At 74.3% G+C, this 23,183-nt stretch carries 20 protein-coding genes; 7 read left to right on the plus strand and 13 right to left on the minus strand.

The window, feature by feature from the left end; genetic code table 11:
* Nucleotides 1-62: 62 nt before the first annotated feature.
* Both ACIG3E_RS31325 and ACIG3E_RS31330 read right to left on the minus strand, forming a co-directional pair.
* Complete coding sequence (locus ACIG3E_RS31325) at nt 63-260, minus strand: hypothetical protein (RefSeq protein ID WP_399622937.1); 198 nt, start codon at nt 258-260, stop codon at nt 63-65.
* A 121-nt stretch (nt 261-381) separates the two neighbouring features.
* Nucleotides 382-1,725 carry a radical SAM protein gene (locus tag ACIG3E_RS31330; RefSeq protein ID WP_399622938.1) on the minus strand — a complete coding sequence of 448 codons (1,344 nt, stop codon included), beginning with the start codon at nt 1,723-1,725 and terminating at the stop codon, nt 382-384.
* Nucleotides 1,726-2,041: 316 nt separating this feature from the next.
* Here ACIG3E_RS31330 and ACIG3E_RS31335 point away from each other — a divergent pair, with 316 nt between their 5' ends.
* Complete coding sequence (locus tag ACIG3E_RS31335; RefSeq protein WP_399622939.1) at nt 2,042-3,472, plus strand: CAP domain-containing protein; 1,431 nt, start codon at nt 2,042-2,044, stop codon at nt 3,470-3,472.
* A 61-nt stretch (nt 3,473-3,533) separates the two neighbouring features.
* On the opposite strand, the gene ACIG3E_RS31340 is transcribed toward ACIG3E_RS31335, so the two are convergent.
* From ACIG3E_RS31340 to ACIG3E_RS31365, 6 genes are all read right to left on the minus strand, one after another.
* Entirely contained in the window at nt 3,534-4,550 is a 1,017-nt protein-coding gene (locus ACIG3E_RS31340) for a Gfo/Idh/MocA family protein (protein WP_399622940.1), read from the minus strand.
* Complete coding sequence (locus ACIG3E_RS31345) at nt 4,547-5,563, minus strand: Gfo/Idh/MocA family protein (protein ID WP_399622941.1); 1,017 nt, start codon at nt 5,561-5,563, stop codon at nt 4,547-4,549. The genes ACIG3E_RS31340 and ACIG3E_RS31345 overlap by 4 nt, the downstream gene beginning before the upstream one ends.
* Nucleotides 5,564-5,648: 85 nt before the next feature.
* Nucleotides 5,649-6,509 (minus strand): carbohydrate ABC transporter permease, encoded by an 861-nt coding sequence (locus ACIG3E_RS31350; protein ID WP_399622942.1) that lies wholly within the window; start codon nt 6,507-6,509, stop codon nt 5,649-5,651.
* A 37-nt stretch (nt 6,510-6,546) separates the two neighbouring features.
* Nucleotides 6,547-7,494, minus strand: coding sequence for a carbohydrate ABC transporter permease (locus ACIG3E_RS31355; protein ID WP_399622943.1), 948 nt, complete (start codon nt 7,492-7,494; stop codon nt 6,547-6,549).
* On the minus strand, nt 7,491-8,759 hold the full coding sequence (locus ACIG3E_RS31360) for an ABC transporter substrate-binding protein (protein WP_399622944.1): 1,269 nt from the start codon (nt 8,757-8,759) through the stop codon (nt 7,491-7,493). The genes ACIG3E_RS31355 and ACIG3E_RS31360 overlap by 4 nt, the downstream gene beginning before the upstream one ends.
* A gap of 46 nt (nt 8,760-8,805) precedes the next feature.
* Nucleotides 8,806-9,933, minus strand: coding sequence for an ROK family protein (locus tag ACIG3E_RS31365; RefSeq protein WP_399622945.1), 1,128 nt, complete (start codon nt 9,931-9,933; stop codon nt 8,806-8,808).
* Nucleotides 9,934-10,207: 274 nt separating this feature from the next.
* Here ACIG3E_RS31365 and ACIG3E_RS31370 point away from each other — a divergent pair, with 274 nt between their 5' ends.
* The 4 genes from ACIG3E_RS31370 (at nt 10,208) to ACIG3E_RS31385 (ending at nt 14,322) form a co-directional block, all read left to right on the plus strand.
* Nucleotides 10,208-11,041, plus strand: a complete 834-nt coding sequence (locus ACIG3E_RS31370) for an SAM-dependent methyltransferase (RefSeq protein WP_399622946.1) — start codon at nt 10,208-10,210, stop codon at nt 11,039-11,041.
* Nucleotides 11,042-11,192: 151 nt separating this feature from the next.
* The gene (locus tag ACIG3E_RS31375) at nt 11,193-12,221 is read left to right on the plus strand and encodes an SPFH domain-containing protein (RefSeq protein WP_399622947.1); all 1,029 of its coding nucleotides are present in this window, start codon (nt 11,193-11,195) and stop codon (nt 12,219-12,221) included.
* Entirely contained in the window at nt 12,218-13,117 is a 900-nt protein-coding gene (locus ACIG3E_RS31380) for a hypothetical protein (protein WP_399622948.1), read from the plus strand. The genes ACIG3E_RS31375 and ACIG3E_RS31380 overlap by 4 nt, the downstream gene beginning before the upstream one ends.
* 143 nt (nt 13,118-13,260) lie before the next feature.
* Nucleotides 13,261-14,322, plus strand: a complete 1,062-nt coding sequence (locus tag ACIG3E_RS31385) for a mechanosensitive ion channel family protein (protein ID WP_242726562.1) — start codon at nt 13,261-13,263, stop codon at nt 14,320-14,322.
* 86 nt (nt 14,323-14,408) lie between these two features.
* Here ACIG3E_RS31385 and ACIG3E_RS31390 read toward each other — a convergent pair whose 3' ends face one another.
* Nucleotides 14,409-15,407, minus strand: coding sequence for a Ppx/GppA family phosphatase (locus tag ACIG3E_RS31390; RefSeq protein WP_399622949.1), 999 nt, complete (start codon nt 15,405-15,407; stop codon nt 14,409-14,411).
* Nucleotides 15,408-15,506: 99 nt separating this feature from the next.
* On the opposite strand from ACIG3E_RS31390, the gene ACIG3E_RS31395 reads away from it, so the two are divergent.
* Entirely contained in the window at nt 15,507-17,003 is a 1,497-nt protein-coding gene (locus ACIG3E_RS31395; RefSeq protein ID WP_399622950.1) for an amidohydrolase family protein, read from the plus strand.
* A 42-nt stretch (nt 17,004-17,045) separates the two neighbouring features.
* Here ACIG3E_RS31395 and ACIG3E_RS31400 read toward each other — a convergent pair whose 3' ends face one another.
* On the minus strand, nt 17,046-18,002 hold the full coding sequence (locus ACIG3E_RS31400; RefSeq protein WP_399622951.1) for an ATP-binding cassette domain-containing protein: 957 nt from the start codon (nt 18,000-18,002) through the stop codon (nt 17,046-17,048).
* 759 nt (nt 18,003-18,761) lie between these two features.
* Here ACIG3E_RS31400 and ACIG3E_RS31405 point away from each other — a divergent pair.
* Entirely contained in the window at nt 18,762-19,235 is a 474-nt protein-coding gene (locus ACIG3E_RS31405) for a hypothetical protein (RefSeq protein ID WP_399622952.1), read from the plus strand.
* Nucleotides 19,236-19,398: 163 nt separating this feature from the next.
* On the opposite strand, the gene ACIG3E_RS31410 is transcribed toward ACIG3E_RS31405, so the two are convergent.
* From ACIG3E_RS31410 to ACIG3E_RS31420, 3 genes are all read right to left on the minus strand, one after another.
* The gene (locus ACIG3E_RS31410) at nt 19,399-20,622 is read right to left on the minus strand and encodes a cytochrome P450 (RefSeq protein WP_399622953.1); all 1,224 of its coding nucleotides are present in this window, start codon (nt 20,620-20,622) and stop codon (nt 19,399-19,401) included.
* A 231-nt stretch (nt 20,623-20,853) separates the two neighbouring features.
* The gene (locus tag ACIG3E_RS31415) at nt 20,854-21,693 is read right to left on the minus strand and encodes a DUF4097 family beta strand repeat-containing protein (protein WP_399622954.1); all 840 of its coding nucleotides are present in this window, start codon (nt 21,691-21,693) and stop codon (nt 20,854-20,856) included.
* Between the two features lie 234 nt (nt 21,694-21,927).
* Nucleotides 21,928-23,166, minus strand: coding sequence for an acetylornithine transaminase (locus ACIG3E_RS31420; RefSeq protein WP_399622955.1), 1,239 nt, complete (start codon nt 23,164-23,166; stop codon nt 21,928-21,930).
* Nucleotides 23,167-23,183: the final 17 nt, after the last annotated feature.

Genomic DNA, 23,183 nt, shown 5'->3' on the forward strand with positions numbered 1-23,183 from the left:
GTGCGACCCCGGGGCCGGGAGCGGACGAGCGGGAGAAGGGGCCCGCTCGCCCGCCGCTCAGCTCACGGGGCGAGGCACCCCGTGGCCGGCACCTCGGCCGGGACGCCCGGGTTGGCGAGGTCCACGAGGCCCGTCACCTCCTGGACGGCGCAGTCGACGGTGGCCACCGGGTCCGGGACGGCACTCGCGGGCCCGGCGAGGACACCGAGGACACCGACGACGGCGAGCGTTCCGACGGCGAGGGCAGCGATACGGCGCATGAACAGCCTTTCTGCGGACGAGACGGGTGGTCTCCGCAGAGCTGCCCACCGTGTTGTCCCGATATCCGCCCGTCACCCGGAAGAGGCCGCCGCATCGGTCCCGCACGGCGCGCGGGGCGCGCTACACCTTCTCGGGCGCCTCGGGCGCCCCCTGCTCCGCCGGGAGGCTGTCCATGAAGGAGCTCACCGAGAACACCGCGTTGCCGGGGCCCGCGGGGCCGTAGCCGGGCGGCGACGACAGGCCGAACTCCTCCATCGTCGCGCGGTACTCCTGGAGCAGCCGCACGTGGTACTCCAGCGGCGCGCCCAGCGGATTGGCCTTGCCGAGCGGCGTCGTGGGCTCCGGGCACCAGGTGGTGAAGCGGGGCGTGATGCCGTGCGCCATGAAGTAGCGCAGGCCCTCGACGGTGGAGTCGATGGCCTCGTCCACCGTCGTGAAGCCGAACGGCTCGGCCATCTCGACGCCCGCGACGAAGTTCGGGATGACGTTGCGCGCCCCGAAGACCTCGGCGGAGTCGAGGATGCGGCGGTGCCACTCGTCGCGGCCGACGTAGCGCTCCTTGCCGGGGCAGTACAGCTCGAAGAGGCGGCGGTCCCACACCTCGTAGTTCGGGTGGTAGATGCGCACTCCGTAGTCGTGGAAGCGCTGGACGTCCTCCTTGGGGAGCGCCTGGGCGACGACCTTGCCGATCCAGCGGCCGGGGAAGCGCTCCTCGATGGCCTTGGCGTACTGGCCGTAGAAGTCGGCCTCGTCCTTGCCGCCGATCTGCGAGGTGACGGCGCCGCCGGTGAGCGTGTACGCCGTGGAGGCCTTCGCGGTGTCGTACTTGTCGATGATCTCCAGCGCCTCCAGGACCTCCTCGACGGGCTTGACGCCCGTGTAGGGGCGGCCCGCCGCCTTGTGCTGGCGCCAGTTGTGGTTGATGTCGCAGTACTGGCACTCCTCCTTGGCGCCGAAGTACTGGCAGACCCGGAAGACGGTGAGGTAGATCAGGTAGCCCCACTGGATGGTGGGCGCGACCTCCATGACCGACTTGCCGTTCGCGAGCTTGTGCCGGTAGTACTCCGGCATCGGCGGCACGCCCACGTCGGAGATGCGCTGGCCGTCCAGGTAGAGGCCGAGCACGCCGTCCTGGTCGGCGGCCACGCGGTACGGGGACGACGGGTTGACGCGCACGGACACCACGGTGCGGCGCAGCTCGTAGGGGCCGCCGGTGAGGACGATCTCCTCCGGCGGGCGGCGCAGCGCGGCGGCGCCCAGCTCGGGCAGGGTGCCGTGGTCGAAGGAGAAGATGAAGTACGACTTCGGCTTGACGTCGCCGGAGGCCTCGTTCGCGCTGTCGCTGAGCGCCGACTCGTCGAAGGCGACGCCACCGCGCAGCAGGTCCTCCTTGATCACGGCCTCGCGCGGCACCAGCGGATGCCGCTGCATGAGTCCTTCGATCAACTCCGTACGCCTGGGCATGGGGCGGGCACCTCGGATCCTGTCGGGGCTTGACTCTTCTGTCGGGTTCAGCCTGTTTTGCTGGTTTTGCCGGTGTGTACGGGATCGCCGTGCACGGGGTCCACGCTAATACCGGCGCGCGCCGCGCCGAATCCGGCTCCGGTCCCGGGCGCCCGGAGGCGTCCGTGCCGCGCGCGGGAGCGGGGTCGGCGCCGGGCGCGCCACCGCGCTCCGGCAGCGGCCCTGTGCCGCGGGAACCCGGGCGGCGGGCCCGCGCGTTCTCCTCTCAGCGCCCGGCCGAGACGGGCACCACCGACCCGACCCCCAGGCGGCGCCCATGATCGAGCTGGTCCCGGGAGGCAATACGCCCCTGCCCAACGGCACCCTGACGCTGCGCGTGCCCGGCCCCTTCGACCTGTCCGTCCTGATCACCGGCGACAGCGGCAAGGTGGCGGGCGACGCCGACTTCGTGTTCTACAACCAGCCCGCGGCCCCGGGCGCCCGCATCACCGGGGACACCCTGACGGTCGAGGCGCACCGGCTGCGCCCCGGCGCGAGCCGCGTCACCCTGGTGGTCAGCCCGGCCGAGCCCGACACGCCGCTGGGCCGACTGCCCTCGATCGCGCTCCAGGTCGGCGGCCCGCGCGGGGAGGCCGTCGCGCGCTTCGCGCCGCCGCGCCCGCGCCAGGAGACCGTGCTGCTGCTCGCCGAGATCTACCGCCGCGGCACCGCCTGGAAGCTGCGCGCGCTGGGCCAGGGGTATGCGGAGGGGCTCGCCGGGGTGGCACGGGACTTCGGCCTGGAGGTGACGGACGAGCCCGCCGCGGTGGACGGGGCGGGCGCCGCGGCGGCCGGGCGCGGGCCCGCGAGCGAGGCCGTCACCGTCGTCATGCCCCGGCCCCGCGCCACGGCGGCGCCCACCGCCCCGCCGCCTCCGGCGTACGCACCCGCGCGCGGCCCCGCCGGACCGGGCGGATCGGCGCCGCCGGGCCCCCTGAAGGACTTCGTCGCCCGGGTGAACTCCGCGCGGGCGGCCGCCGGTGCCCCGCCGGTCCAGTGGGACGCCCGCCTCGCCGAGGCCGCCCGTGCGCACGCGGCGGGCATGGCGGCGCGCGGGGCGCTCGGCTCCGAGAGCGCGGACGGCACCTCCCTGTACCAGCGCGCGGCGGCCGGAGGCTATGCGTACCTCACGATCGGCGAGCACCTCGTGTCCGGGCCCCCCACCCCGGCCGACCTCCTCGACTACTGCCTGGGCGACGCCCGCTCCCGGCACACGGTCCTGGACCGGGCCTACGCCCACGTCGGCCTGGGGCAGGTGCCGGACCCGCGCTCCGGTGACGTGTACTGGACGGCGCTGTGGGCCGAGCCGTTCACCCCACAGGGGCTCGCCCGGTGCACGGCCGAGGTGCTCGCGCTCACCAACGGCCACCGGGCGGCCGCCGGGCTGCGGCCCCTCGCGCCGGACCCCTGCCTCACGGCGGCGGCGCAGGCCCACAGCGCCGACATGATCGCCCGCGCCTTCTACGCCCACACCGCGCCGGACGGCAGCGAGCCCTGGCACCGCGCCGCGGCGGCGGGCAGCCACCACCGCGCGGTCGGGGAGAACATCGCCTGTGGCCAGCGTTCCCCCGCCGAGGTCGTCGAGGGCTGGATGAACAGCCCGGGGCACCGGGCGAACATCCTCAAGCCCTCGTTCACGCACCTCGGCGTCGGCTTCGCGGGCGGGGGCTCGGCGGGCACGTACTGGACGCAGCTGTTCGGGGGCTGACCGTGCGCTGTCCCTCCGCGTGGTCCGCGACCGCGGGCCGTCCCTGGTTCCCCGCGCCCCGTCAGGGCGTCTGGACCGGGACCGGTACCCCCTCGCGTGCCGAGGCGTAGCCCGCCGCGACGATGCTCAGGGTGCGCAGGGCCGCTTCGCCGTCGGGGACGGTGGTGCCGCCCTGGTCGGGGCCGAAGAGGAAAGCGCGGAGCATGCGCGCGTCCAGGTCCACGCCGTAGGGCAGTTCGACACCGCGGCCGAGGCGTTCGCTGAAGCCGTGCACCTTCTGGTCGAAGGCGTCCATCTCCAGGGTCGCGCGCTCGCCGACGACCGTGAGTTCCAGGCCGCCCCAGGAGGGGTGGGAGCGCGGATGGGACCAGCTGCAGTCGATGGTGGCGACGGCGCCGTTGTCGTAGGTGACGGTGACCAGGCCGCTGGTCTCGACGGGGACCTCGTCCGCGTAGAGGAGGTTGTTGGTCTGCGCGTACACCTCCACGGCACGGGCCCCGAGCAGGTCGTCCAGCAGGTCGGCGATGTGCACGGTGTGGTCCATCAGGGCGCCGCCGCCCGCGAGTTCGGGATCGGCGAACCAGCGGCGCGCACGGGTGGGCATGTGCCCGTTGTTCGCGCCGGACACGGCGAGCACCTGCCCCGTGTCGCCCGCGGCCACGGCGCGTTTGACGGCCGCGTACGCCGGGCTGAAGCGCACCGGGTGCGCGACCGCGAGGCGCACCCCGGCCGCGCGGCACGCGGCGACCATCGCCTCGCCGTCGGCCACGGTGGCCGCGAGGGGCTTCTCGCACAGCACGTCGACGCCGTGCGCGGCGGCCAGCTCCACGAGCGGGCGGTGGCGCGCGTTCTCCGAGCAGACCACCACGGCGTCGGGCCGCCAGGCGAAGGCCTCCTCGTACGAGTCGGCGTACGGCACGTCGAGGGACGCGGCGCACGCGCGGCCGCGCACCTCGCCGGGCGCGGCGGACGCGGTGTCCGGATCGCTGCCGAGCACCTCCACGCCCGGCGTGTCCCGCAGCAGGCGCAGATACGCGGCCGCGTGGACGTGGGCGAACGACAGGACGGCGACCTTCATCGGGTGTCCTCCTCCAGTTCCACGGCCCGCCCGGTGCGGCTCGACTCGATGGCGGCGCGCGCGACGCGCACCGCCGCCACGCCGTCGTCGGCGCGCACCCGGGGCACGAGCCCGGGGTCGTCCCAGGACGCGGCGAACTCGCGCAGCTGGGTGAGGTAGGGGCTCTCGTTCATGGGCGTCGACGGGATGCCCTCGTTCGGGGCGCGCACGCCCTGCGCGGTGACGCGGAAGCCGGGCACGGCGGCCGAGTCGTGGTGCAGGAGGCCGTCGGGCCCGGCGACCCGGAACGTCGTGCGGAACGGCTGGTCCGGCAGCCCCCACAACCCGTTCACGTGGCTGATCGCGCCGGAGGCGTGGGTGAGGACCGCGGTGGCGGTGACGACCTCGGCGGGGGTGCCGGTGGCCAGCTCGGTGCCGCGCGTGCGGGCGTGCACGCGGACCACCTCGCCCGCGATCCAGCTGGCGATGTCGATGTCGTGCACCATCAGGTCCATCAGGACCCCGCCGGACTGCGCGGGGTCCCCGAACCAGGGCGCCCACTGCGGGCGCGCGGCAGCCCGGGTGAAGCGAAGCACGGCGACCCGGCCGAGGTCACCGCGGACGACGGCCTCGCGCAGGGCGGCGTACGCCGGGAAGTACCGCACGACGTGCGCGGGGTGAAGCCGGACGCCCGCGGTGGCGGCGGCCGCCGCCATCCGCTCGGCGTCGGCGGCCGTCAGGGCGAGCGGCTTCTCGCAGACGACGTGCCGTCCCGCGGCGATCGCGGCGAGCACGAGCTCTCGGTGGGTGGGCGTGGGGGTGCACACGTCGACGGCGCGGGAGCGCTCCAGGAGCGCGTCGAGGGTGGGCACGGCGGTGACGGGGTGGCCGCGCCCGGCGTACTCGGCGGCGAGCTTCTCGCCCGAGCCGTCCTGGGTGTGGACGACGACGGTGGCGCCGAGGTCCAGCCAGCCGGGCAGGTGGGCGCGGGCGATGCCGCCCGCGCCGAGCAGGCCGATGGAAAGCGGTGGCATGAGGGCAGCGGCTCCTGTCTGTACGACTGCGGGTGTGGTTCCCGTGCGGCGACGGGGCGGGCGTTACGTCAACTCCGCGGCGCCGTCATCCCTTCACTCCGGAGGCGGCGACGCTCTGGACGAAGTGCCGCTGGAGGACGACGTAGACGAGGAGCATGGGCAGGCTCGCGATCAGGGAACCGGCCATCATCACCGGGTAGTTGGTCTCGTACTGGCCCTCCAAGGAGGTCAGTCCGGCGCTGATGGGCATGGCTTCGGGGTCGGTGTTGACGATCAGCGGCCAGAGCAGGTCGTTCCAGGCCGCCATGGCGGTGATGACGGCGAGCGCGGCGAGGGCGGGCCGGATCAGCGGCAGCATGACGGACCAGAAGATCCGCAACGAGCCCGCGCCGTCGATGCGGGCGGCCTCCTCAAGATCCCTGGGCAGCGCGAGGAAGGCCTGGCGCAGCAGGAAGGTGCCGAACGCGCTGAACATGCCGGGCAGGAAGAGCGCGGGCGCCGAGTTCAGGAGCCCGAGGCTCTGGATGATGTCGTACTGCGGCAGGACGAGCAGGGAGCTGGGCACCATCAGGACGGAGAGGAAGAGCCCGAACAGCGCGTCGCGGCCCCGGAAGCGCATCCGCGCGAACGCGTAGGCGGCCAGGGAGCAGAACACGAGCTGGCCCGCCGTGCGGCCCAGGGTGTTCAGGGCGCTGTTGGTGAGCATCTCGCGGAACGGCAGCGCCGTGAACACCTCGTCGAAGCTCGCCCACTTCCAGTCCTCGGGCAGGAACGTCGGCGGGACCCGGGAGACCTCGGCGAGCGACTTCAGGGCGGTGAGGAGCTGCCAGCAGAACGGGAAGACCATCACGAGCGCGCCGAGCCCGAGCGCGAGGTGGGTGGCGAGCGACCCGGGGTCGAACCGGGGCCGACGGGCCCGCACGAGAGCTGACGTACCATCAGTCATCTTGGATGCAGGCTCTGTTGAACGCGTGGTGGCCGTGTCATCCATAGTGCACCCACCTCCTCTGGAGCCGGAACTGGAGATACGTGAGGGCCGCGATGAGCAGCATCAGGAGGAAGGCGAGGGCGGCCGCGGCGCCCTGGGCGTTCTCGGTGAACGCCCACTTGTAGAAGAGGCCCACGACGGACTGGGTGTCGCCGACCGCCGGGTTCTTCTCGCCCATCATGATGTAGATCAGGTCGAAGACCTGGAGCGACTGGATCATGCAGATCACGGACGCGAAGAAGATCGTCGGGCTGAGCAGCGGCAGCGTGATGGTGAAGAAGCGCCGCACCGCGCCCGCGCCGTCCAGCTCGGCGGCCTCGTAGTAGTCCCGGGGGATGCCCTTGATGCCCGCCATGAAGATGATCAAGTAGTAGCCGGTGGTCGACCAGACCATGACGGCGCCGATGGCGAAGACGGCCGTCGAGGGGTCGGAGACCCAGTAGCGGCGGTCCACGCCGAACCAGCCGAGGACCTCGTTGAGGAGACCGAAGTCGCCGTTGTAGAGCCAGTTCCAGACCAGGCCCACGGCCACGGGCAGGGTCACGAACGGCACGAAGTACAGGGCGCGGTAGAGCGGGACGGCGCGCAGGCCGCGGCGGTTGAGCAGCGAGGCGACGACGAGGGCCAGCGGCAGCGCGGTCAGGCCGATGCCGCAGTAGACGAGGGTGTTGCCGAGCGCCTGCCAGACGGTGACGTCCTTGACGACGCGCGCGTAGTTGTCGCCGCCGATCCAGGTGTGCCCGCCGAAGGGGCCGAACTCGGTGAAGCTGAAGTAGAAGGTCTGGATCATCGGCCAGAAGTAGAAGAGGGCGAAGCCGAGGCCGAGGGGCGCGATGAACAGGTACGCGGCGCGCTGGTTGCGGCTCGCGGGGCCGGTGCCCGCGGCCCGGGCGGCGCGCCGGTCGGCCGCCTTCGCGGCGGCGGTCGCGGGGAAGACACTCATCGGTCGCGCTCCTCCTTCAGGGCCCGGTCCATCTGCTCGCCCAGGGTGCGGGCGGCCCCCTCGATCCCGCCCTTGCCGCTGAACGCGGCGCCGAGGAGCGGATATTGGAGGTTCTCCCAGACGGCGGTGTTCTTCGAGCTGGGGTAGGGCACGGCGTACTTCTTCATGGCGATGAAGCTCCGCAGGTCGAACTCCGGCATCGAGCGGATCCAGGCGTCCTGGGTGCCGGAGTAGCTGGAGATCGTCACCCCGGAACTCGCCTGGATCTCGGCGGCCTCGCGGCCCGCCATGAAGTGCACGAACTTCCAGGCGGCGGCCTTCTTGTCGCTCTTGGCGGAGACCACGTTCGCCAGGCCGTGGATGACGGTGGCCCGCTCGCGGCCCTTGGGCAGGACCGTGACGCCACCGTGGTCCTTGAGCGCGGGCACGGCGTACATCTGCCCGGCCATCGCCGACAGGTCGTACACCATGGCGGTCTTCTCCGACCAGAAGCGGACCCGGCCGATGTTCTCCACCATCGCGCTCTGCGGCGGTGACCAGCCCCGGTCGATCATGTCGGTGAGGAAGCGCAGGCCCTCGACGGTCCGGTCGTCGCCGAAGCCGGAGCGCCCGTCGCGCAGGACGTAGCCGCCCGCCCCGTAGACGCAGGGGTAGATGACGATCTGGCGGTGCATCTCGGCGGCGAAGCCGTGCACGCGCTCGTGCGGATCGGTCAGCTCGGCGGCCGCGTCGCGCAGGTCGTCCCACGTCCAGGTGGGGTCGGGGTAGGGGACGCGCGCCTTGTCGAAGAGGGCCTTGTTGTACCAGAGCCCGATGGTGTCGAAGTCCTTCGGGATGCCGTACTGGGTCCCGTCGTAGGCGTAGAGCCGGACGAGCTGCGCCGGGTGGCGGTCCAGCGGGGTGGCGTCGCGCGCGATGCGCTCGGAGAGGGGCTCCAGGACGCCGTGGGCCGCGTACAGCTGGAAGTTGACGGCGTTCATCCAGAAGACGTCGGGGGCGGTGCCGCCGCGCATCGAGGTCCTCAGGGTGGTCCAGTAGCTGGCCCACGGGGTGAGCTCGATGCGCACGGATATCCCGGGGTTGCGCCGCTGGAAGGCCGCGATGATCCGCTTCATGCCCGGCACCTGCGCCGGGTCCCACATGCCGTACGAGAGCGTGCCGCGGCCGCCGCCTTCGCTGCCGCCGCCGCCCTGGTCCGCGCAGGCGGCGAGCGCGGGCGCCGACGCCGCCGCAAGGCCAGAGCAGAGGAGGGTCCTCCTGCGCATACGTGCCTCCGCTTCGGATGGGGTTGAGGGGGCCGCCGGGCGTCGCCTAGTCGGCCGTGTCCGCGAGCAGTTCCTCCTCCACGAGGTCGAGGGCCTTGCGCACCGCGCCGAGGGCCACGCCGCGCTCGCCGAGGGAGCTGACCGCGATCCTCGGCACGTGCAGCGTCAGCGGGCGCAGACGCCTCTCCAGGAGCGGCACGAGGTGCGTGCCGAGCGGGGTCGCGCCGCCGGTGAGCACGATCAGCTCGGGGTCCACGGCGAGCGCGAGGGCGGCGATGCCGGGCGTGAGCCGCTCGGCGAAGTCCCCGATGGCGGCCAGGGCGCGCGGCTCCGCGGCGTCCGCGGCGCGGGCGAGCGCGGCCACCTCCGACTCGCCGGGGCGCCGCGGCCCCGGCCAGGCCAGGGCCTCCTGCGCGGTGTCGAGGCCGAGCAGCGGCAGCAGGCCGAGCTCGCCCGCGCCGCCCCGGCCGCCGCGGTGCAGTTGCCCGCCGATGGTCAGGGCGCAGGAGACGCGGTGGCCGGTGAGGACGCACACGACGTCGCCCGCGAGCGTCGCGGCGCCCTGCCAGCGCTCGGCGAGGACGGCGAGGTTCACGTCGTTCTCCACGAGCGTGTGGCCCGGCTCGCCGTCGGAGAGCAGCCGCCGCAGGTCGACGCCGGACCACTCGGGCACGACGAAGGAGGTGAGGTAGCCGCCCGCGTCGACGACGCCGGGCACGCCGACGCACCGCGCGAGGAGGGTGTCGCGGCGCACGGCGTGCGCGTCGAGGAAGGCGTCCATGGCGCGCTGGAGCAGATCGAGCCGGGGGCCGCCACCCAACAGCGGGTCGATGTCGGCGCGTTCGGCCGCGAGGACGGTGCCGCCGAGGTCGGTGAGGAGCAGCACCATCTTGTGCAGCCCTATGTCGACGCCGAGGACGCACCCGGCCTCGCTGCGGAAGCGGAACCGCCGCGCGGGACGGCCCCGCGCGCGCTCCCCCGCCGCCGCCTCCGTGACCCAGGCCCGCGCGACGAGGTCCTCCAGGACGGCCTCGACCGTGGGCCGGGACAGGCCGGTGCCCGCGGCGAGTTCGGCGAGGGTCTGGGGGCTGCGGCGGTGCAGGGCGCGGAGGATGACGGTGGTGTTCAGACGGCGCAGACCGGCCAGGTCGTGGCCGCGCGTCCGTTTCCGCATCACTTCTGCACCCCGGGAGTCGTGGTGGAGGGGCCCCGCTGGCGGGTGGAGGCCCGTCGCCGCCGGGATTTGGTAGGAGAGTTGCAGAAAGAGCGGGCGCGGGGAAGACCCCGTGCGGGGACTTTCGCGTACGGGGTCTTCGCGTGTGGACTCGGGACGTACGGACTCTTGCCCACGGGCCCTCACCTACAGGCTCTTGCTTACGGGCTTCTCGCCTACGCGCTCCTGCCCCGCCGACGGACCGGACACCCCCGCATCCCCGAGGAGTTACCGCATGACAGCAGCATCCTTCGACGACGCCACCGCCGACGACACCGACGCCGACGGCACCGACACCGGGAGGCCGCACCCCGCCCGCGTCTACGACTGGTTCCTGGGCGGCACCCACCACTACCCGGCGGACGCGGAGTTCGGCACGCGCATCGTGGAGCTCGACGCGACCGCCCGGTACGGCGCGCGGCACAACCGCTGGTTCATGCAGCGCGCGACGCGTCACCTCGCGGGCCCGGCCGGGGTGCGCCAGTTCCTCGACATCGGCAGCGGCATCCCGACGGAGCCGAACCTCCACCGCGTCGCGCAGGACCTCGCCCCCGAGGCGCGGGTGGTGTACGTGGACCACGACCCGCTGGTCCGCGTGCACGCGGCGGGGCTCCTCAGTGGGACCGGGGCCGGGGCCACGGCGTTCGTCGAGGCGGACGCGCGCGACCCCGGGCTGATCCTCGAACGCGCCGCGGAGGTCCTGGACTTCACGCGGCCCGTCGCACTGTCGCTCGTCGCCGTGACGCACTTCCTCACCGACGGCGACGGCGCCCACGCGATCGTCGCGCGCCTCCTCGACGCGCTCGCGCCCGGCAGCCATCTGGTGCTCTCCCAGCTGTCGGGCGACCAGGAGACCGCCTGGGTCGGCGAGGCCGTGGACCAGTACACGACGGGCGGAGTCACGCTCGTGCCGCGCACGCGCACGGAGACCGAGCGCTTCTTCACCGGGTGCACGCTCCTCGCGCCGGGCCTGGTGCAGCCCCCGGACTGGCGGCCCGAACTGGGCGTCGGCGAGACGCGCGACGGGACGCGGGTGCCGCTGTACGCGGGGGTGGGGCGGAAGGAGTGAGGGGCGGAGAAGCCCCCCCCCGACGTCGGGTAGCCCCCTGAAGTCGGGTGCCCCCCGGGGCCGCATGCCGCCCACCCTCGATTCGGGTCACCTTGACGATAAGGGCGTGCCCCAATATCGTCGAGGTGACGAAAAACGGGGAGGTCCCACCATGGCCGACATCACCCGGCGCCTCGGCCTGCGCCATCTGCGCTCCGCGCCCACCGCCCACATCCGCCACCACCAGGGCGGCAGGCTGCGCCACGACGGGCCGGGGCTCAGCTTCTGGTTCCGGCCGCTGAGTGCCGTGCTGTCCGAAGTGCCGGTCGATGACCGCGAGTTGGCGGTGCTCTTCCACGCCCGCACCGCCGACTTCCAGGACGTCACCGTGCAGGCCACCGTGACGTACCGGATCAGCGACCCGGCGCTCGCCGCCGCCCGCCTCGACTTCTCCGTGGACCCGGACACCGGCGCCTGGCGGTCCGCTCCCCTGGAGCAACTGTCCACGCTGCTCACCGAGTCGGCGCAGCAGCACGCCCTGGACCTGCTTGCCCGCACGCCGCTCGCGGCCGCGCTCGCCGACGGGGTCACGGCGGTCCGCGAGCGCGTCACCGAGGGCCTCGCGGCCGAGCCCCGGCTGCCCGCGACGGGCCTCGACGTCGTCGCCGTACGCGTCGTCGCGATCCGGCCCGAGCCCGAGGTGGAGCGGGCCCTGCGCACCCCGGCGCGCGAGCGCGTGCAGCAGGACGCGGACCGGGCCACGTACGAGCGCCGGGCGGTGGCCGTCGAGCGCGAGCGCGCCATCGCCGAGAACGAACTGGCGAGCCGCATCGAACTGGCCCGCCAGGAGGAGCGCCTGGTCGAGCAGCGCGGCACCAACGCGCGCCGCGAGGCCGAGGAGAACGCCGCCGCCGACGCCGTGCGCGCCGAGGCGGAGGCCGCCCGCACGGTGCGCGTCGCGCGGGCCGAGGCGGAGGCGGCCCGGGCCGTCGGCGAGGCCCGCGCGGCGGCGCAGACCGCCTGGCTGGCCGCGCACGCGAGCGCCGACGCGGCCACCCTGCACGCCCTGGCCGCCACCCGCCTCGCCGAGAACGTGCCGCGCATCGAGAGCCTCACGCTGTCGCCGGACGTCGTCACGGGACTGCTCGCGAAGCTGGGCCGGGACTCCGGGAGCGGCGCGGGCGGGGGCGCCCGGCCATGAGCCTCGCGCCACGCGCCGTCCTCGTGCACCGGCGCACCGAGTACGAGGAGCTGATCGCCCGGCACGGCACGCACGGGCAGGCCGCGTTCTTCCTGTCCTCGCGCGGGCGCGCCGTCGAGGAGGTGGCCGAGCGGCACCGGCGCACCCGGCGCGCCCTCGCCGACGCGGCGGCCGCGGTGCCGCTGCGCTGGCGGCACACCCGGGTGGAGCGCGCGGACCTCGACCGGTTCCTGTTCGCGCCCGAGGACGTGGTGGTCGTGGTCGGGCAGGACGGGCTCGTCGCCAACGCGGCCAAGTACCTGACGGGCCAGCCCGTCATCGGCGTCGACGCCGAGCCGGGGCGCAACCCGGGCGTCCTGGTGCGGCACCGGGCCCGCGACGCGGCGAAGCTGCTCCCGCACGCGGCGGCGGGCGCCCCCGGGGCCGCCGAGCTCACCATGGCCGAGGCGGTCACCGACGACGGCCGCCGCCTGCGCGCCCTCAACGAGATCTACGTCGGGTCCGCCGGGCACCAGACCGCCCGCTACCGCATCGCCTCCGCGGCAAACCCGTCGGCCCCGGAGGCCCAGGCCTCGTCCGGCGTGGTCATCGGCACCGGCACCGGGGCCACCGGCTGGCTGCGGTCGCTGTGGCCGCGCCCGGACGGCACCTCGCGGCCGCCGGGCCCGACGGACCCCCGCCTGCTGTGGTGCGTGCGCGAGGCCTGGCCGTCGCCCACGACCGGCACCACCCTGCTGCGCGGCGAGCTGGCGGCCGGTCAGCGCCTGTGGCTCACCGCCGAGTCGGACCGCCTCGTCGTCTTCGGCGACGGCATGGAGAACGACGCCCTGGAGCTCGGCTGGGGGCAGAGCGTGCGGGCGGGGGTGGCCGAGGAGGCGCTGCGGCTGGTCGTCTGAGGGCCGGGGCGGCGGGAAGATCGCAGGTGGGGCCCGGTGCGGAGGGGTCGTACGGGTAGGGCAGGATGGGCGGCCGTGTCATCGCGTGGAGACGTACGCGCCACCGGACACGGAGCGAACCGGCCGACCACGGGAGCCCATTGATGGACCGAGCCCTCACCCTGCACGACCTGATGTTCGCCGGGATCGCCGTGGTCTGCGGCATCGCGGCCGCGCTGCTCTCGCGGACGACGCTGCGCTGGCTCGGCGTGCGCGCCACCCGCACCCGGTGGAGCGGCGACGACGTGATGGTCGACGCCGCGCGCGCCATCGTGCCGTGCGCCGCGATCGTCGCGGGCCTGGCCGCGGCGGCCGCCGCGCTGCCGCTGACGCCGCGTACCGGGCGCAACGTCACACTCGTCCTGACGGCGCTGCTGATCCTCGCCGCCACGGTCACCGCGGCGCGGATCGTGGCGGGGCTCGTCAAGTCCCTGGCCCAGTCGCGCTCGGGCGTGGCGGGCTCGGCGACCATATTCGTCAACATCACGCGCGTCGTGGTGCTCGCGATCGGCTTCCTCGTCGTCCTGCAGACCCTCGGCGTGTCCATCGCGCCGCTGCTCACCGCCCTGGGCGTCGGCGGTCTCGCGGTGGCGCTCGCGCTCCAGGACACCCTCGCGAACCTCTTCGCGGGCGTGCACATCCTCGCCGCGAAGACCGTGCAGCCCGGTGACTACATCCGGCTGACCAGCGGCGAGGAGGGCTACGTCGTCGACATCAACTGGCGCAACACGGTGGTGCGCAACCTCTCCAACAACCTCGTGATCATCCCGAACGGCAAGCTCGCGGGCACCAACATGACCAACTACAGCCAGCCGGAGCAGGAGCTGTCGATCCTGGTGCAGGCGGGCGTCGGCTACGAGAGCGACCTGGACCAGGTCGAGCGCGTCACCATCGAGGTCGTCGACGAGGTGATGACCGAGATCACCGGCGCCCTGCCGCACCACGAGGCCGCGATCCGCTTCCACACCTTCGGCGACTCCCGGATCGGCTTCACGGTGATCCTGGGCGTGGGCGAGTTCAGCGACCAGTACCGGATCAAGCACGAGTTCATCAAGCGGCTGCACCGCCGCTACCGGGCCGAGGGCATCCCGGTCCCCGCGCCCACGCGGACCGTGACCGTCCGCCAGGGCGAGCTGCCGGTGGCGATCCCCCATCAGCGGAGCTGACCGGAAACCTCGCCGAGCGAGCTCGCCGTGGCGGACGGTGACGACGTCGGGCAGGGACGCGACGGCGCACGCCCCGGGCCCCGGTGTCACGACGTGGCCACGCGCAGCGGTGCCACGTCGGCGGGGGCCTGCTCGCCGTCCTCGGCGAGGTCGTCCCACCACTGCGGGCCGTCCTCGATGTGGCGCAGCAGGACGCCCTCGCGCAGCGCCCAGGGGCACACGGCGGCCGACTTCAGGCCCATGAGCTTCATCGCCGTGTGCCCGACCACCGCCCCGGCCAGGCTCTGCCCGGCCCGCGGCGCCGAGATGCCGGGCAGCCGCGCCCGCTCGGCGGGGGGCAGCACGGCGAGGCGGTCCCGCGCCTGGCGCAGGCCCGAGCGGTGCAGCGTCCGGTTCACGAACGGGCCGTGCCGCCCGGGGGCCTCGCCGGTCAGCCGGGCCAGCTGCTGGAACGTCCGCGACGTGGCCACGGCGGTGTGCGGCCCCTCCCAGCGGACCCGGGCGGCGACGTCCCGCAGTTGGTGGCGCACCCGGCGCCGCAGGGCCTTGACGGCCTCCTCGGTCGGCGGCGCGTCGGCGGGGAAGAACTCGTGGGTGAGCCGGAGCGCGCCGAGCGGCACCGACACCGCGAAGTCCGGCAGGCGCCCCCGGCCGAAGGCCACTTCGAGGGAGCCGCCGCCGATGTCGATGAGCACGAGGGGACCGGCCCGCCAGCCCAGCCAGCGCCGGGCGCCGAGGAACGTCAGCTCGGCCTCCAGCTCGCCCGGCAGTGTGCGCAGCCACACTCCGGTGCGCGCGCCGACGGTCCGCAGCACCTCGCGGCGGTTCGGCGCGTCGCGCACGACGGCCGTCGCGAAGGCCAGGGGGCGTCCCGCGCCCCACCGCTCCGCGGTCGCCGACGCGGCCGTCACGGCCCCCGCCAGCCTCCGTACGCTCTCGTCGCCGAGCGGCCCGCCGGGCTCCACCTCCTCGCCGAGGCGCAGCTTCCACTTGGCGGTGTGCACGGGCAGCGGCGCACCGCTGCCCGTGTCCACGACCACGAGCCGCGCCGTGCGCGACCCCACATCCAGCACGCTCACTCGCATGAACGCTCAGTACCCCGTGCGCACGGCCACACGCTCACGGTTCCGGCCACACCTGGCATATGCCGCTCCCCCTTGTCGTCCGGTGCCTAGCGTAGGTCCATGACTTCAGCCACCCCACCGCCCGTTCCCGTGCACGATCTGGTGCTGCGCCGCGGCCGCGTCCTGGACCCGGAGAGCGGCTTCGACGCCGTGGCCGACGTCGGCGTGACGGGACAGTCGATCTCCGCCGTCTCCACCGAGCCACTGACGGGTCGTCAGGTCCTGGACGTGGCGGGCCTCGTCGTGGCGCCCGGCTTCATCGACCTGCACAGCCACTCGCACACGGTCGCGGGCCACCGCCTGCAGGCGCTCGACGGGGTGACCACGGCCCTGGAGCTGGAACTCGGGCTTTCGCCCGTCGGCGAAGCGTACCGCCTGGCCGCGACGGAGGGGCGGCCGCTCAACTACGGCTTCTCCGCGTCCTGGGCGCAGGCCCGCATGGCGGCCGTGGGCGGCCTCCCGCACGGCGGCGGCGCGCTCGCGGCCCTGGCGCACCTGGGCGCCGCGGCCTGGCAGCGCCAGGCGACCCGGGCCCAGGAGGACGCGCTGCTCGGCCTGTTGGAGCGGGATCTGGCCGACGGAGCCCTTGGCATCGGCCTCATCGTGGGGTACGCGCCGCGGGTGCGGCCCGAGGAGTACCTGGCCGTGTCCCGGCTCGCCGCGGCCGCCGGGGTGCCGACGTACACGCACGCGCGCGGCCTCGTGGAGCAGGATCCGCTGACGCCCGTCGACGGCGCCGAGGAGATCGCCCGCGCGGCGGGCGAGACGGGCGTGCACGCCCACTACTGCCATGTGCCGTCCACCTCGCACCGGCACGCGGACCGCGTCCTCGCCGTCCTGGAGCGCGCCAGGGCCGAGGGCGCACGCGTGTCCACGGAGGCCTATCCGTACGGCGCGGGCATGACGGCCATCGGCGCCGCGTTCCTCGACCCGGGCGCGGTCGCCGCCTCCGGGCGCGAGGTGTCGGACATCGTGCACGCCGCCACCGGCGAGCGCCTGCGCGACCTCGACCGGCTCCGGGAGCTGCGGGCCGCCGACCCCGGGGCGCTGGCCTTCCTGCACTTCCTGGACGAGTCCGACGCCCACGACCGGGCGTTCCTCGACCGGGCCCTGCTGGACCCGCACACGGTGATCGGCTCCGACGCGATGCCGCTGACCTGGACGGACCCGGCGGCCGACCCGCTGGCGTGGCCGCTGCCGCCGGGCGCCGCGGTCACGCATCCGCGCACCGCGGGCACCTTCTCCAAGACGCTGCGCCGGTACGTGCGCGACCTCGGGTCCCTGAGCCTGTCGGACGCGGTCGCGCGGGCGAGCCTGCTGCCCGCGCGCGTCCTGGAGGCGGGGGTGCCCGCGCTGCGCAGGAAGGGCCGGGTCCGGGCCGGGTGCGACGCCGACCTCGTCGTCTTCGACCCCGACACGGTCAGCGACCGGGCGACGTACGCCGACAGCACCCGCCCTTCGACGGGCCACGCCCACGTCCTGGTCGGCGGCACCCCCGTCGTGCTCCACGGCGAACTCCTCCCCGACGCGCTGCCGGGACGCCCGGTGCGCCGCTGACCGTACGCCGCGACGGCCTAGCACCTGTCCGATGGGGCGGCCCTAGCGACCGCGGCCGGTCAGGGCCAGGAAGACGTCGTCCAGGTCGGGGGTGTGCACGGTGAGCGCCTCCGCCTGGATGCCGGAGCCCTCCAGGACGTCCAGGACCGCGCGCAGCACGGGAATCCGGCCGTCGCTCGACACCTGGAGCGTGAGCTCGTCGTCGTCGCGCGTGACCGTGCTCAGCGCGAGCCGGTCGGTGGCGGCGTTCAGCTGCCGGACGTCGGTGAAGCGCAGCCGGATGTGGCCGCCGGGGATGCGGCGCTTGAGCTCTTCGGCGGTGCCCTCGGCGACGATCTTCCCGCCGTCGAGCACCGCGATGCGGTCGGCCAGTTGGTCGGCCTCTTCCAGGTACTGCGTGGTCAGGAAGACGGTGGTGCCGCCCGCGGCCAGCTCGCGGATCAGGTCCCACAGCGCACGGCGGCCGCGCGGGTCGAGGCCGGTCGTCGGCTCGTCCAGGAAGACCACGCTCGGGCGGCCGACCAGCGTCATCGCCAGGTGCAGCGTGCGGCGCGTACGGCCGCAGAGCGACGCCGCGCGTTGCCGTCTGACCTCGGACAGGCCGAAGCGCTCCAGGAGTTCGGCGCTGCGGCGTCGGCCCTCGGCCCGGTCGAGGTGCAGCAGGTCCGCCATGAGGAGCAGGTTCTCCTCGACCGTCAGGAGCCGGTCCACCGCCGCGTACTGATCCGTCACACCGATCTCGGCGCGCACCGCGTGCGGGGCCCGCCGCAGGGAGTGCCCGGCGACCGTGGCCCGGCCCCCGTCGGCGCCGATCAGGGTGGAGAGGATGCGCACGGTGGTCGTCTTGCCCGCGCCGTTCGGTCCGAGCAGGGCGAAGATCGTGCCGGGCATGACCTCCAGGTCGATCCCGTCGAGCACGACCTTCCCGCCGTACGCCTTGCGCAGCCCTTGAGCGGTGATTCCCTGGGGCTGGCCGGTCGTTCGGATGGTGGCGGTCATGGTGCCCCTGCTCGTTCCCTTCGGTGCTTCACGGTCGTTCCCCGCGCGCGACGGGCCACCGGACCGCCCCGCGGCGCTCCCCGCCCGCCCCGGCCGGGCGGGGCGGGCCCCTGAGGTCGCCGACCTGCTCGGCGGGCGTATGAGCTGCGGACGCATACCGGCATCATGCTACGACCGTGGCGCCACGACGAGCCACCGTGGCGCCATCTTCGGTCCCGCCGTAGGTGCCGCCCGCACCCGACGTCGGGGGCGCATGCCGGGCACCGCTGTCCCGCCCACCAGGACAAGATCACATCGGCACGCCCCCCCCCGTGACCCTGGGTCGCCTCAACGGAGCGGAGTACTAGGCGACTTGACTCCGGGGGCGCCACCGAGGGCACCGCAGCGGGGACGCGACAGCAGAATCCACTCACCCCTCCTCCGGAGCGCACCCTCTCCTACGCGAGGGGCATTGGCGCCACACTGACGCCATCACAAACCGAACTGGCGCACGTAAGGTGCCATGTTCGCGCCAACCCGCCTCTCCACCGCCGCGACCGGGGCGCACAGAACGCCCCCGGAGGAACCATCGGGCACGTCGCCGCCCTGGGCGATACCGGGAAGCCCTGTGCCTGAAACGGAAACAGCAGGCACGACTCCGCCCCGAAGATGCCCTTTCGTCGGGAATCAAGCGGAGGGCAGCGTTCAGAATCAGCCACCGCACGGGGCCCCGGCCGGGACCCCACTTGAATGGCGCCACCCATGTGCCATCATGGCGTCATGAACTTCACGCCATACGTCGATGATTTTCGGCACGGGTTCGTCGTCGCAGCGGACGCGGGCGGGGAGGGAGGGTGGACCCCCGGCGGGGACCGCCGTGCGGCGCCGGACCCGTCCGCGCCGCACGCCGAGGACCTCGCCTGGCACCACCGCCCGTCCGAACCGCCCCCGGGCACGCCGCCCCGCGGGATCCCCCTCGGCCTGCTCAGCGCGGCCCTCTCCGGCGGCTACATCCGGCTCCAGCTCTCAAGCCCGGGCGATCTGGACGCGGCCGCCGCCCTGTTCGACTGCGCCGTGCCCGACCACGAGGTGCTCGCCCTCCAAGTGCCGGGCGACGGCACCGCGGCCAGGCTGCGTGCCGTCCTCGGCGTGCTCGACGAGGCGGGCATCGAGATCACCGCGATCACCGTGCACACGCCCGGCCTCGGCGAGGTCGTCTCCACGTTCCTGGACCCCGAGGACCCGGGCCGCTAAGCGCTTCGCTGGGATTGCCGCGATGGGCCGTCGATCGCCTGCGGACCGTCGTGGCTGGTCGTGCCCGCGCGGCGGAGCCGCATATCGGCACAGCCCCGCGCCCCTTCGGGCGCTGCCGAACCGCACCGCACTTCCACAAGACCGCTTGGCTCCGGCACGGCGCTCAGACCGTCGTGAGCAGCGGCAGCGTCCGTGGCCCCACCACCTCCGGCGTCGTCTGGAAGACCGGCGGGCGGTGCGGGTCGGTGCGCAGCCCGGGGAAGCGTTCAAGGAGGATCTCCAGGGCGATCCGCGCCTCGAACCGGGCCAGCGGCGCGCCCAGACAGAAGTGGATGCCGCGCCCGAAGCCCAGGTGCGGGTTGGGGTCGCGCTCCGGCCGGAAGCCGTGCGGATCGGCGAAGACGCGCGCGTCCCGGTTCGCCGCGCCGAGCCACAGCGCGACGACCTGCCCCGCGGGCAGCCGCCGCCCGCCGAGCTCCACCGCGCGGGTCGTCGCCCGGTAGAAGATCGAGAAGGGCGGCAGCAGCCGCATCGCCTCCTCGATCACCCCGGGGACGAGGGCCAGGTCCGCCCGCACCCGCTCCCCGGCCCCGGCGTGGGCGTCCAGGCAGAGCACCGCGTTGCCCAGCAGTATCGTCGTCGTGATGTGCCCGGCGACGAGCAGCAGTTGGGCGAAGTTGCCGAGGGCCGCCGCGCTCAGCCGCTCACCGTCCACCTCGGCCTGTACGAGCGCGGTCAGCAGGTCGTCCTGCGGGCGCCGCCTGCGCTCCTCGGCGTGCGTACCGAAGTACGCGCTCATGCGCGCCGACAGGTCGAGGACGGCCGTGACCGTCTCCGCGGTCTCCGCCGTGCCACCGGCCGCTGCCACCTCGGTGCGCGCGAGCAGCTCCTCGGCCCACTGCCGAAACAGCTCCCGGTCCTCGCCCGGCACCCCGAGGAGCTCGGCGATGACGGTCACCGGCAGCGGATGGGCGAGGTCCGCGACGAGGTCCATCGCCGGGGCGCCCTCGACCCGGTCGAGCAGCTCGTGGGTGAGGGCGCCGATCCGCGGCCCGAGCCCGGCCACGAGCCGGGGCGTGAAGGCGCGGCTGACGATCCTGCGCAGCTTGCGGTGCTCGGGCGGGTCGAGCTGCGTGAGCATGCCGCCGCGCTCGTACTCCGGCGCGTCGGGCGCGAAGTGGCGTACGACGTCGGACGAGTAGGCGCCGGGGTCGGCGAAGACCTCGACGGCCTCCCGGTGGCCGTACACGTTCCAGACGCCGAGCCGCTCGTCGAACTCGACGGCCCGCGCGGGCTCCTGACCGCGCAGCCAGAAGTGCAGCGGGTGCGCTCCCCATGCGTCGACGAGCAGGGTGAGCGGCGAGGAGCACGTTGAGTGATACGTCATGAAAAATCACCTGTTTCAGGTCGCGCGTCGTTCCAGAGCGCGTGGAGGCAGGGGGTGGTCGTGCGCCGCGGGGCACGAGGGGGCGGCGGCGAGGACACGCAAGGCCATCAGGCCGAGGGGGCGGGCCGGGCGGGCACGGCGGAGGCCGCCGTCGCGCGGGCGTCACCAGGCGCGGTCCGCCCAAGGCGGGGCCGCCGGGCGAGTGCCGTGGCCGGGGCCCGGCGCGGGTGCTCAGACCCGGCGTATGACGATGTCGCCGCGGCTGGTGACGGCGTGTATCTCCACGGCCTTGCCGGGCTCCTCCGGGGCGTCGGCCGCGCCCAGGGAGTTGCGTATGTGGCCGACCTTGGTGTGGATGTCGAGCCAGGCGGCCGTGCCGCTCTTGACCCCTATCTCCAACTGCCCGGTCGCGGCCCGGAGTTCGACGCGGCCGCGGGAGACCTCGCCGAGGCGGACGTCACCGGTCACGGAACGCGCGGCGACGGCGTCGTGGACGCGGCCGATGGTGATGTCGCCGCGGTTCACGGTCACCCGCAGCGGGCCCGTGACCTCGTCGATGGCGGAGTCCCCGCTGGAGTTCCTCAGGGTGAGCGGGCCGTCGACGCGGCCGACCGAGATGTCGCCGGAGGCGACGCGGATGTCGGCCTCGCCGGTGGCGCTGCCGATCCTGACGTCGCCGTAGCCGGTGTTGAGCTGGAGGCGCCCGGCGCGCTCCAGGTGGATCTTGCCGACCTCCGTCTTGAACGCGCACTCCCCCAGCTCGCCCTCGACGTACAGGTCGGCCACGATGGCGTCGCCCGACACGTCGGAGCCCGCGGGCAGGTCGACGGTCACGTCGACGGAGCCGCCGGAGCCGAAGAGGCTGCGCCGCTTGGGCGCCCTGATCAGCAGGCGTCCGTGGGCGAACTCGACCCGGGTCTGCTCGGCGGCGCTGCGGTCCGCCTGGCTGAAGCCGCTGCTCGGGCTGACCTCGACGACGGTACGGGCGCCCGCGCCCGCGGTGAAGCGCAGGACCCCGGCGTTGAGCTGCAACGAGACCGAGATCGGCTCGGGGGTGTCGAAGGCTGGCATGGCTGCCCCGTCCTCATGGGTTCTGCCGGGCGTCCCCGGTGGGACGGCGAGGGGAGGCGGCGTGCCGACCGGCGGCACACCCTCCGCGACGCCATGATGGCATCACTGTGGCGCCACTGCAAGCCGATACTGGCGCGCGCCGACGCCTGGTAGGCGCCAGTGGGTGCGACGGAGGCCGTTCCGGATCGCCGGAAGGCCGCCCGCCGATGGCGAGCGGCCTGGGTCGGCTGTCGGTCAGCGCGTGGCGCCGCGCCGCGCCCGCTCAAGGACGCCGGGCAGGGCGCGCAGGAACGCGGTCACCTCGTCCTCGCCCACGATCAGCGGCGGGGCGAGCCGGATCGTGTCGGCCCCGACGGCGTTCACCAGGAGGCCCGCGTCCTGGGCCGCCTGCTGCACCTGCGCGGCGAGCGGCTCGGTCAGCACGATGCCGAGCAGCAGCCCGGCCCCGCGGACCCGGTCCACCAGCGGGTCGCCGAGCGCCTCGATGCCCTGGCGCAGCGCCTCTCCCTGGCGCTTGACGTGGTCGAGGAGGCCGTCGCCGTGGATCGTGTCGAGGACGGCGAGCGCGGCGGCGCACGCGACGGGGTTGCCGCCGAACGTGGTGCCGTGCGCGCCGGGCGACAGCAGGTCCGCGGCCGGGCCGAAGGCGAGCGTCGCCCCGATCGGCAGCCCCCCGCCGAGCCCCTTGGCGAGCGTGAGGACGTCCGGCTCGACGCCCTGCGCCTGGCACTCGAACCAGTGCCCGGTGCGGCCGATGCCGGTCTGCACCTCGTCGAGGACGAGCAGCGCCCCGGCGGCACGGGTGATCTCGCGGGCCGCCGCGAGATAGCCGGGCGGCGGCACGACGACGCCGTTCTCGCCCTGGATCGGCTCGATGACGACGAGCGCGGTGTCGGCGTCGACGGCGGCGCGCAGCGCCTCGGCGTCACCGAAGGGCACGTGGGTGACCTCGCCGGGCAGCGGCTCGAAGGCCGTGCGCTTGGCGGGCTGCCCGGTCAGCGCGAGCGCGCCCATGGTGCGGCCGTGGAAGCCGCCCTCGGTGGCGACCATCCGGCGGCGGCCGGTGAGCCTGCCGATCTTGAAGGCCGCCTCGTTGGCCTCGGCGCCGGAGTTCGAGAAGAACACCCGGCCGGAGCGGCCCGTGAGGCGGAGCAGCCGCTCGGCGAGCAGCACCGGCGGCTCGGCGATGAACAGGTTCGACACGTGGCCGAGCCGGGCGATCTGCTCACTGACGGCGCGGACCACGGCCGGGTGCGCGGTGCCCAGGGAGTTCACGGCGATGCCGCCGAGGAAGTCCAGGTACTTCTTGCCGTCCGCGTCCCAGAACGCGGCGCCCTCGCCGCGCACCAGCGGCACCCGCGGCGTGCCGTAGTTGTCCATCAACGACGCCTGCCAGCGCTCGGTGAGCGCCGCCGCCTGCCCGCCCGTGCCGGTCCCGGCCGCGCGTCCGGCGTCGCCTATGTCCTCGCTCATCGCGTCCCCTCTTCCAC

This window comes from Streptomyces sp. NPDC053474 (assembly GCF_044544845.1).
Lineage (GTDB): Bacteria > Actinomycetota > Actinomycetes > Streptomycetales > Streptomycetaceae > Streptomyces.